Source organism: Corallococcus terminator (assembly GCF_049194865.1).
In the GTDB taxonomy this organism is placed as follows: domain Bacteria; phylum Myxococcota; class Myxococcia; order Myxococcales; family Myxococcaceae; genus Myxococcus; species Myxococcus terminator_A.
Genome location: NZ_JBLZWL010000108.1, coordinates 1 through 10,338 on the forward strand (window position 1 = coordinate 1; position 10,338 = coordinate 10,338).

Consider the following 10,338-nt stretch of genomic DNA (forward strand, 5'->3'; position numbering starts at 1 on the left):
CAGCGCCAACGCCCGCGAGCACAACCCGTCCTCGCCTCCAGACAAGTGCGCCGCCCCCGCGTCCAACCACAGGCCATCCGGCGCGGAGAGCTGGAAGCCGGGCCCCAGACACAAGAGCGCCTCTCCCAGCGCCACCAGCGCCCTCGCCTCGTCCTCCGGTCGATAGGGAAAGTGCCGCAGCCCTGGCTCCAGCGCCGTCGCCGCAGTGAGCGTCGTCCCGGGCCGAACCCCTGCCTTCAGCGCGGACGTCGATGCCGCCGCAACCCGCCGCTGACCTCGCGACTCCTCCACCAGCACGAAGGGCCGCCCCGCCAGCTCCGGGCACTCGAGGACCTTGCGCTGCACCGGGAAGCGCGTGAAGTGCAGATATGCCCTGCGCATGGCGCGTGCCTCAGTGCGCCGCCGAGGCCGCGCTCAGCCCCGCTCGCAGCGACGGCATGGCGCCATCCCGCCCGGGCCGCTGGCCCTGAATCCCAAGGCCGTTGCGCGCCACCCACGCCCCCTCCTTCAGGAAGTCCGGCGTGGCATCCGCATCCACCGGCCCCACGTCCAACAACCTCCCGCCCCCCTCCAACCCCAGCTCCGGGTACAGCGTGCTCCACGGCACCACCGCCCGAACTCCCGTCCCACCCGTCCGGCTGCGCACCACCTCCACCGACCACCCATCCCCATCCCCCGACTCCGTCCGCAGCCGCGTCACTCCATCCGCCGGCGCGTCCGGCGAGGTCAGCAACAACAGCAGCCCGCCCCCACGCTCCGCCGCGTCCGCCAGCTTGCGCGCCTCCGCCAGTCCCACCCGCGAAGGCCGCCCCACCGCGCCCACCCCTCGCGTCAGATCCAACACCACGCAGGCGAAGGCTCCGCTCCGGGCGAGCTGCACCGCCGCCCACACCCGCTGCTCGGGCAACTTGGGACGAACGATGAGCAGCCGCTCCAGGTCCACGCCCTGCGCCGCGGCCGCCGGGGGATAGAGCTCTCGCGGCCCATCCACCCACGCGCACAGCCGCTCCTCCCGGTGCGCCGCCGCCACCGCGCTCAGCGCCAGGCTGGTCCGCCCCGAAGCCGCCTCACCGCACAGCTCCACCGCCTGCCCCAGCGGGAAGCCGCCCGAGGGCAGCAGCGCGTCCACCGCCTCCATCCCCGTGCGAAGGACGGCCAGGTAACGACGAGGCGCCGCCTGCAACTGGCGGATCCGCTCCCGGAGCTGATCCACCACCGAGCCCGCCGAGCCCGCCCGCTGCTCCAACGCCGCGCTCATCACGCCTCCTCGCCGGAACCCGGCACACCGAACGTCCGACTGGACGGCAGTTCAGTATGTTCACGGGTCTGACGTGCGCCCGCCCAGGACGCACGGCGATGGGTGAGGCGACACGACGCACCAGCTCGGATCCACTGGCCCGAGGCCAGGGATCTCAAGCCCCTGCACGTCCTAGCCGGCGCAGATGACCTTCACTTCCACCTTCTCGTCGTCCGCCCGGCGCAGGCAGCTCCCGCCGAAATAGAGGCGCGCGGGGCGCTCCTCACCGGACGGCTCGTAGGTCAGCTCCCCCGCGGCCACCGAGCACGTCTCCACCGTGCCCCCGGCGCGCGTCAGCTCCACTCTCGCCAGCCGCGGATCCGGCAGGTTCACCACGTCCAGGCTCTGCGCCACCGCGGCCAGCTCGGCGATGCCCAGCAGCGTGTCGCGGTAGCTCTCCCGGCAGATGGAATCCAGGTTGTCGAACTTGGTGTCGAACTTCTCCGCCATCGCCCGGTGCCGGTGGCCCGGCCCGTACGACGTGGGGCAGTCCACGTTGCGCACGTACCTCCCCTGCGGCGTGACGTCGACCACCAGCTCCGCCCGCTTGTCGCTCAGCGCCACCGGACCCACCGTGGCCCAGAGCACCTCGCGGCGCCCACCCTTCGAGTCACGCAGGGTGCTGAAGAACTGGAAGTACTCGTCCACCGACGTCAGCAGCGCCGCGTTCTCGCTGCACTTGTCCACCGACGTATCGTCCGGGACGACCACCGGCGGCGGGCGCGACGTGGAGCTGCAGTCCTCCTCGTCCGTCACCACGACCACCAGCAACCGAGCCCCGTCTCGAAGGAAGCCGCCGTTGCCTCCCTCGCCGATGGAGGTGTTGGCCAGGGGCTCGGAGACCGCCAGCCGCACGGCCTCGAACGGAGACTCCTGCCCGCTGCCCGCTGTCCCCTGCTGCACCAGTCGCCGGAAGCGCTCCAGCAAGTGCTCGTCCGTGCTCTCGATGTAGCGCGAGTCCGAAGGCTGACCATCCGCCTCCGGAACAGCCTGGAGGTGTCCCGACTCGGCGGGGTATTCGCGGTACTGCTCCACACCCTGGAAGAGGATCCGCCGGTAGACGGACGTGGTGATCACCCCCACGCGGAAGTCCTGCGTCACGCCGCCGCCCTCCTGGAGGGCCTTGATGAAGGCGGGCAGCTCGGTGGCGATACCGGCCTGCTCCTCGGCCATGGAGGCCGAGTTGTCGATGACGAAGAGGATGTCCGTCTTCTGCGGCGCCACGACGGGGGACTCGCTCTGACACTTGCCTGGAAGAGTGGAGCCCGCCTCGTCGACGGGCGACGTGCAGGACGCCACCCAGAGGGCCGGCAACAGGAGCAGGGGGGCACAGGGCTTCAGCTTCATGGGGGGCCTCCTAAGAGGCGGCGCGACCAGGCGGCGCGACGCATCAGGGCTGGGGGGGCGAGCATGCCCCACCCCAGGCCCGGAGGCGAGACAAGGTGCAGCGTCTGGCATCCGACTTGGACGTGGAAAATCGCACACGGCGTTTGCCATGGGCGTTTTGGTTGTTACGTTGGTTCATCTGCCGCAGAAAACCGACAGATGTTCACCGGCTCGGCCGCTTGTACGGTTGGGCTTGAAGACGAAGGAAGAGGCCGAACTTCATGTCCGATGAGAAGAAGAAGGGCACCGCCGCGAGCGCCATGCCCACCGCGATGGCCCCTCCCGGGCTCATCAACAAGGAAGACATCCCGCAGGTCCTCCCCATCCTGCCCCTGCGCAACAGCGTCTTCTTTCCCGGCGGCGTGCTCCCGCTGGCCGTCGGCCGTCAGAAGACCATCGCCCTGATCAAGGACGCGGTGCGCGACGACCAGGTCATCGGTGTCGTCACGCAGCGCCGCGCCGAGGAAGAGGATCCGGGCGCCGCCGACCTCTACACCATGGGCACCGTTGCCCGCATCGTGAAGCTCCTCAAGATGGGCGAGGACAACTACTCGCTCGTCGTGCAGGGACTCGCGCGTTTCCGCGTGGTGGAGCTGGTCCAGGAAGCCCCCTACCTCAAGGCCCGCGTCGACGCGGTGGAGGACAAGACCTCCGCGGAGAACGTCGAAGTCGAGGCCCTGGGCATCAACCTCAAGAAGCTGGCGCGCGAGGTCATCGAGCTGATGCCCGAGCTGCCGGCCGCCGCCACGGAGCTGGTGGAGAGCATCACCCACCCCGGCCACCTCGCGGATCTGATCGCCGCCAACGTGGACGTGCCGATCGAAGAGAAGCAGGCCGTCCTCGAGACGGTGGATCTCAAGGCGCGGATGAAGCTCGTGCTCGAGCTGCTCAACCGCAAGCGGGAGATCCTCAAGCTCTCCAACAAGATCGACTCCGCCGTGAAGGGCGAGATGTCGAAGACCCAGCGCGAGTACTACCTGCGCCAGCAGCTCAAGGCGATCAAGGAAGAGCTCGGGGAGATGGGTGAGGAGGAAGAGGAGCTCGACGAGCTCCAGGAGCGCCTGAAGAAGGCGGCCCTGCCTCCCGACGTGGAGAAGGTGGCGAACAAGGAGCTCAACCGCCTGAAGACCATTCCGGCGGCCTCCAGCGAGTACACCGTCGCGCGCACCTACCTGGATTGGATCGCCGACCTGCCGTGGTCGAAGATCTCCGAGGACAACCTCGACATCGAGAACGCGCGCCAGCAGCTGGACAAGGACCACTTCGGCATCAAGAAGGTCAAGAAGCGCATCCTGGAGTACCTCGCGGTGCGCAAGCTGAAGAACGACATGCGCGGGCCCATCCTGTGCCTCGTCGGTCCTCCGGGCGTCGGCAAGACGTCGCTGGGCCAGAGCGTGGCCAAGGCCACGGGCCGCAAGTTCGTGCGCCTGTCGCTCGGCGGCGTGCGTGACGAGGCGGAGATCCGCGGCCACCGGCGCACCTACGTCGGCGCGCTCCCCGGCCGCTTCATCCAGAGCATGAAGAAGGCCGGCACGAAGAACCCGGTCATGATGCTCGACGAGATCGACAAGCTCGGCGCGGACTTCCGCGGCGATCCGAGCGCGGCGCTGCTCGAGGTGCTGGATCCGGAGCAGAACAACAGCTTCAGCGACCACTACCTCGACGTGCCGTTCGATTTGTCCAAGGTGATGTTCGTCGCCACGGCGAACCAGCTCGACCCCATCCCCGGTCCGCTCCGTGACCGCATGGAGATCATCGAGCTGTCGGGCTACACCTTCGAGGAGAAGCAGAGCATCGCGCGGATCCACCTGGTGCCCAAGCAGCTCAAGGAGCACGGCCTCAGCCCGGATCACATCGAGATCACCGATGAGGCGCTGCTGACGCTGACCACCGCGTACACCCGCGAGGCGGGCGTGCGTAACCTCGAGCGGCGCATCGCGGACATCTGCCGCGCGGTGGCGGTGGAGGTCGCGGGTGGGAAGATGGACAAGCAGACCATCAACCCGGATCGCGTGAAGGAGATCCTCGGGCCCGAGATGTTCTACTCGGAGGTCGCGGAGCGCACGGAGGTTCCGGGCGTGGCCACGGGTCTGGCCTGGACGGCGGCCGGTGGTGATCTCCTCTTCATCGAGGCGACGAAGATGGCGGGCAAGGGCGGCATGACGCTCACCGGCCAGCTCGGCGACGTGATGAAGGAGAGCGCGACGGCGGCGCTGAGCTACCTGCGCAGCAAGGCGGAGCTGCTCGGCATCAGCTCCAACTTCCTGGAGAAGACGGACCTGCACCTGCACTTCCCGGCGGGCTCCATCCCCAAGGATGGTCCTTCCGCTGGCGTCACCATCCTCACCGCGCTCACCAGCCTGCTCACGGGCATCCGGGTGCGGCACGACACGGCGATGACGGGCGAGGCCACGCTGCGTGGCCTGGTCCTGCCGGTGGGTGGCATCAAGGAGAAGGTGCTGGCGGCTCACCGCGCGGGTATCAAGCGGGTCATCCTGCCCGAGCGTTGCCGCAAGGACCTGGTGGACGTGCCGGACCAGGCGAAGAACGAGCTGGAGTTCATCTTCGTCACGCAGATGGACGAGGTCCTCAAGGCCGCGCTGGAGACGTCGCCGTTCAAGTCGTCGGCGGGGACTCCGGGTGGCGAGCCGGGCAAGGAGCCCCTGCCTCCGCAGGCCGCTGACGCTGGCGCGGCTCCCGAGGTTCGCGCGTAAGCGCGGGCTCCTGACGGCCACTGAGTCATGACGCGGGCAGGTTCCTCTTCGGAGGGACCTGCCCGTTGTCTTTGCGGGCTTGGGTACGGCCGCCCTGCCCCGCTACTTCAGTGCCGCGTCGGCGGCGTGTCCTGCGCGTCGGGCCCGGAGAGCCGCTGTGAGAGCAGGCCGAGCAGCTCCTGGGTGGAGAGCCTCCCCGCGCCGTCCTTACCTTCCAGCACGTCCGCGACGAGCGCGCGCTTGTGCTCATGAAGGGAGAGCATCTGCTCTTCAATCGTGCCGCGCGCCACCAGCCGGTAGACGGTGACGGGCCGCTCCTGGCCGATGCGGTGCGCGCGGTCCGAGGCCTGATCCTCCACGGCCGGGTTCCACCAAGGGTCCAGGTGGATGACGCTGTTCGCGGCCGTGAGGTTGAGGCCGAAGCCACCGGCCTTGAGCGAGATGAGGAACAGCGGCGCGGTGCCCTCCTGGAAGGCCTTGACGGCCCCGGCTCGGGCCTTGAGCGTCGTGTGCCCATCCAGGTACTCGTAGGCGATGCCGCGCGCGTCCAGCACCTCCCGCACCAGGGCCAGGTGCGAGGTGAACTGGCTGAAGACCAGGGCGCGATGGCCCTCGGCGCGCAGCTCGTCCACGAGCTCCAGGAAGCGCTCCAGCTTGGAGGACTCCACGCGCGACTCGGCGTCATAGAGGCGTGGGTGCGAGGCCAATAGCCGCAGTCGGGTGAGGGCCGCGAGCACCTCGAAGCGCTGCTCGTGCTCGCGCTCCCGTCGCTCTCGCATGACCTCCGGGCGGGACTCCAGCGCGGAGATGGCCGCCAGTCGCGCGTCCTCGTAGAGCGTCCACTCGTCCGAGGACAGCACGACGGGCACGCGCACGTCGGTGCGCGGAGGAAGCTGCGCCTCCACCTGGGCCTTGGTGCGGCGCAGGAGGAAGGGCTGCAGCACGCGGGCGAGCGCGGGGGCCGCCGTGGGGTCCACGCGGCGCTCGATGGGGATGGCGAACCGGGTGCGGAACGCCTCCTGACTGCCGAGCAGCCCCGGGAAGACGAGGGCGAACAAGCTCCACAGCTCGCCCAGGTGGTTCTCCAGGGGGGTGCCGGAGAGGGCGAACTTGAAGTCACCCTGGAGCGCCCTCGCGGCACGGAAGCGATGCGTGCCGGCGTTCTTCAGGGCCTGGGCCTCGTCGAAGACGATGGTGGCGAAGCGCAGCTCGGACAGCCGGCCGATGTCGCGCGTCAGCAGGCCATAGCTGATGACGAGCACGTCGCGAGGCCCCAGCCGTTCGAGCAATCCGCCCCGGTCCGCCGCTTCGGAGAAGAGCCTCATCCGCAGCGAGGGCGCGAAGCGCTTCGCCTCGTCCATCCAGTTGAAGGCCACGGAGGTGGGCGCCAGCACGAGCGCGGGCCCGTGCTTGCTTCGCTCCAGCAGGACGGCCAGGGCCTGCACCGTCTTGCCCAGGCCCATGTCGTCCGCCAGCACCGCGCCCGCGCCCCATGACGCCAACCGCGTGAGCCAGCGGAAGCCCTCCGCTTGATAGTCGCGCAGCTCCGTCTTCAGCGTCGCGGGCACCTTCGGCTTCAGCTCCTTCGCGGCGAAGATGCGCTCGACGAGCCCCTGCCAGGTCTTGTCCGCATCCAGTTCGGCGCCCGCGCCACTCAGGGCGGACAGGGCCTCCGCGGCGGCTGGCCCCACTTCCAGGCCATGGCGCGACGAATGGGCATGGTCCGCGAGCCGCTCCAGGTGCTGCCGCAGCGCCTCTTCGACTTCCACGTAGGTGTGGTCCTTCACCAGGACGAAGCGCTCCTTGCGGCGCGCGGCATCGAGCAGTCGCGCCAGCTCCACGCGCTCCCCCTGCACCGCGAGCCCGCCGAGCATCCCGAACCAGTCCCGCTTGCGCTCGACGGTGATTTTGAGCGCGCTGGCGCCTCGGTGGCTCGCGATTCGCAGCGGTGAGCCCAGCCACTCCAGCTCAGGCGGAGGCTCCAGCTCCTGACACGCGGAGAGCAGCGCGAGGGCCTCCTGCACGCCCGTGAACGTGTACGAGAAGGGCATCACCTGCGGCTCCGCCAGCGCGAAGGGCAAGCGCGTCTGGAGCGACTCGGCTTGCGCCAGCTCCTTCACGAAGTCGCGCACGGTGTGGACGGCGTCGTTGCCACGGCGCACGTAGACATCCCGAGGTCCCTCCCCGGGGATGTAGGAGATGCTGTCCGGGAGGGCGCGCACGCGCAGGTCCGCGCGCACCGCGCCGCCCGGCTCGAGTTCGAGGCGCAGCACCGGGAGCTGGAGCACGGGGACGCGCTCGCCCATGACGCCGCGAGGAAGTGACACGGGCAGCCGCACGGCCAGCTTCGCCAGCTTCTCCAGCAGCACGCCGTGGCTCTCCGGCGGGAAGACGTTGCCGTGGCGATGGAGCACCGTGGCGAGCGCGCGGACCTCCGGGCCCACGTCCAGGAGGGTGAGCTGCCGCGCGCCCTCGTCCCAGAGGAAGAGGGCCTCCTCGGGCTTCGACTTGCGCACGCGGTCCACCATCGACGCGGACAACGTCGCGCCGTCCACGCCCGCGGTGACGACGACCGACACACCCCGCTCCACCGCGACGATGCCCACCTTGGCGCGCTCGACGTGGACGAGCAGGTCCTGCGTCCCTTCCTGGTAGAGGCGGGGATGGTCCACCAGCTCGACGAGCAGCGCGCGGGAGACAGGCCCGTCGTTGTCCGGGAGCAGCGACGCGAGGCGCGCGTCGAGCGAGGACAGCTGCGCGCCGTGCTCCTGGAGCAGCTTGCGCCGGCTCACCTTCGCGCCCGTCGAGCGCTGGCCCTTCTTGTTGCGCTTGTGCACGTACGGGTGCACCTCCACGCCGTAGCCCTCGATGACGTCGACGCGCCAGGAGATCTCCACGCCCGCGCCGCTCCCGAGCCCCTCGTCGAGCGCGCGCTCCAGCGCCCGGAGCGTGCGGTCCCATCCCGGGCGCACCAGCTCGTCGAGCGACTCGCCGAAGCCCTCCGTCCAGGGCTGGCGCAGCCACAGCAGCACGGTGTCGATGGCCGCGAGCAGATGGACACACGGTGGCGCGCCACAGGTGCAGTCGCCCTGCACGGCGGTGGGCGTGAAGGTCAGGCTCGCCTCGGGGAGGATGAACCCCATCTGCGCGCCGTAGGGCAGCTCCGAGCAGCGCGTCTCGCGGAAGCGGAAGCCCGGGAGCTCGGAGTCGAGCTGGAGCGCGTCGCGACTCAGGGCGCTCGTGGGACGTGGAGCGACGGTGTTGGGCGCGCGACCGCGCAGGTCCAGGAGCAGGCCGTGGACACGATGAGTGCGTGCCTCCGGGGGCGGCGCGAGGCGCTCTGGGAGCGAGGCGCGGGCCTGCTCCGTGCTCCGACGCTCCTCCTCCACGAAGCGCCACGCGAGCAGCGGGAGCAGCTCCTTCATCTTCGGAGACGGGAGGGACTCCTGGCTCCAGCGCGTCCGAGCCTCCTCGTTGAGCATCTCCACCAGGCGGCGGCGGGCCGTCGCGGGACGGGCCTGGGGCAGGTGCGCGGCGTCCACCAGGGGCATCAGCACGGTGAGGCTCAAGCGGGACAGGTGCTCGATGCCGTGCTCCCGCAGCCAGGAGCGCAGGGCGCCTTCCGTGGCGAAGTGTGGGACAGTCGAGGGGACGGGCTGCGGGCGCTCCACGGACATGGCCCTTCGCTTCTTCGCGAAGCCGAGGGGAAACGCAAGCGCGACGGCGAGGCGGACAGGCAGGCAACCCTCCTTCCGTGACTTCCGCTTCCCCGTCATTCCACGGCACACTGGGGAACGACGCTCCCTTGCCAGGCGTCGGACCCGTCATGATGAAATCCGCTGGAGTGTGGGGACTGGGAGTCATCCTGCTCGCGGGGCCCGCGTGCACGCGAGCCTCGACCGAGCCGAACCGCGTCCCCCTGCCCGTCGATTCAGGCGCGGTGCGGGAGTCGGTGGAGGGCAATCGCTCCTCGCTTCCCACCGCGCCAGCCGAACCCAAGGGCGTGGTGGTCGAGCCTCCCGCGAAGCCACCGTCCGGGGAGCCCGAGGCCGTCCGCGCGTCGCCGAGATGGCCCGCGTCCGGGGCGCCGCTGACGCTCGTCTCGGCGCGCTTCCCCCAGGGCTTCGGCAAGCAGCGCGTGTACCTGGACGCGGGACATGGGGCGGATGGGAACACCGGCAATCGGTCCGTCACCTGTGAGGACGAAGAGGTCTTCACGTTGCGCGTGGCCGAGGACCTGGCCCGGCGACTGGAGTCCACGGGGCGCTTCGAGGTGCGCCTCAGCCGCAAGTCGGGACAGCGGGTCGCCTACGCCGACCGGCTCACGGAGGCCGAGCGATGGGGTGCGCACGTGCTGGTGAGCCTGCACTCGGACTCACGGGGGATGGCGCAGCCGTGGTCCCCCGCGGAGGGCCAGGAGTGCAATCGCCAGGACGCGACGCCTGGGTTCAGCGTGCTGTGGTCCGAGGAGGCGGAGCCGTCACTTCAGGCGCGCAGGGCCTCGCTGGCGCGGGCGCTTGCTCGGAACCTGTCCCAGGTGGGCTTCCTGCACTACGACGGCGTGGACTACACGGGGCTCTATGCCGCGGACTCAGCACAGGCCGGGGTCTTCGTGGCGAGAGAGCCCACGCACCGACGCATCTTCGTGCTGCGCAAGCCGACCATCCCCTCCGTCATCATCGAGACGCACCATGCCCTCGACTTCGAGGAGGCCGCTCGGTGGCGCGAGGAGCGCACGCTGGAGGCGTTTGGTTCGGCGGTGACTCAGGGGCTCGTGGACGCCTTCACGCCGGCTCTCGTCGCGGCGCCCCAGGCGAACAGCCGCTGACGAGGACCTTACGTCAGCGCAGCCAGGCGAAAGCGCGCTCCAGTTGGGGCACCGCGTCGTCGAGATAGCAGCGGCCGTGCGCGACCAGCACCCGCCGCGGAGTCCATCCGAGC

6 protein-coding genes are annotated in these 10,338 nt (G+C 70.0%); 2 read left to right on the forward strand and 4 right to left on the reverse strand.

Translation table 11 applies throughout. The annotated features are described in order from the left end of the window. The 3 genes from ACN469_RS32690 to ACN469_RS32700 all read right to left on the reverse strand — a co-directional run. On the reverse strand, window positions 1-381 hold a 381-nt coding region (locus tag ACN469_RS32690; RefSeq protein ID WP_498774353.1), incomplete at its 3' end, for a Y-family DNA polymerase. A 10-nt stretch (window positions 382-391) separates the two neighbouring features. Next, a complete protein-coding gene (locus ACN469_RS32695; RefSeq protein WP_498774355.1) occupies window positions 392-1,258 on the reverse strand; it encodes an ImuA family protein in 867 nt (288 codons plus the stop codon). Between the two features lie 171 nt (window positions 1,259-1,429). Next, entirely contained in the window at window positions 1,430-2,644 is a 1,215-nt protein-coding gene (locus tag ACN469_RS32700) for a vWA domain-containing protein (protein ID WP_498774357.1), read from the reverse strand. A gap of 260 nt (window positions 2,645-2,904) precedes the next feature. On the opposite strand from ACN469_RS32700, the gene lon reads away from it, so the two are divergent. Further along, window positions 2,905-5,397 carry an endopeptidase La gene (gene lon / locus ACN469_RS32705; RefSeq protein ID WP_498774359.1) on the forward strand — a complete coding sequence of 831 codons (2,493 nt, stop codon included), beginning with the start codon at window positions 2,905-2,907 and terminating at the stop codon, window positions 5,395-5,397. A gap of 107 nt (window positions 5,398-5,504) precedes the next feature. On the opposite strand, the gene ACN469_RS32710 is transcribed toward lon, so the two are convergent. After that, window positions 5,505-9,074, reverse strand: coding sequence for a DEAD/DEAH box helicase (locus tag ACN469_RS32710; RefSeq protein ID WP_498774361.1), 3,570 nt, complete (start codon window positions 9,072-9,074; stop codon window positions 5,505-5,507). 149 nt (window positions 9,075-9,223) lie between these two features. Here ACN469_RS32710 and ACN469_RS32715 point away from each other — a divergent pair, with 149 nt between their 5' ends. Further along, window positions 9,224-10,225 (forward strand): N-acetylmuramoyl-L-alanine amidase family protein, encoded by a 1,002-nt coding sequence (locus ACN469_RS32715; protein ID WP_498774363.1) that lies wholly within the window; start codon window positions 9,224-9,226, stop codon window positions 10,223-10,225. The last annotated feature ends 113 nt before the right edge of the window (window positions 10,226-10,338 follow it).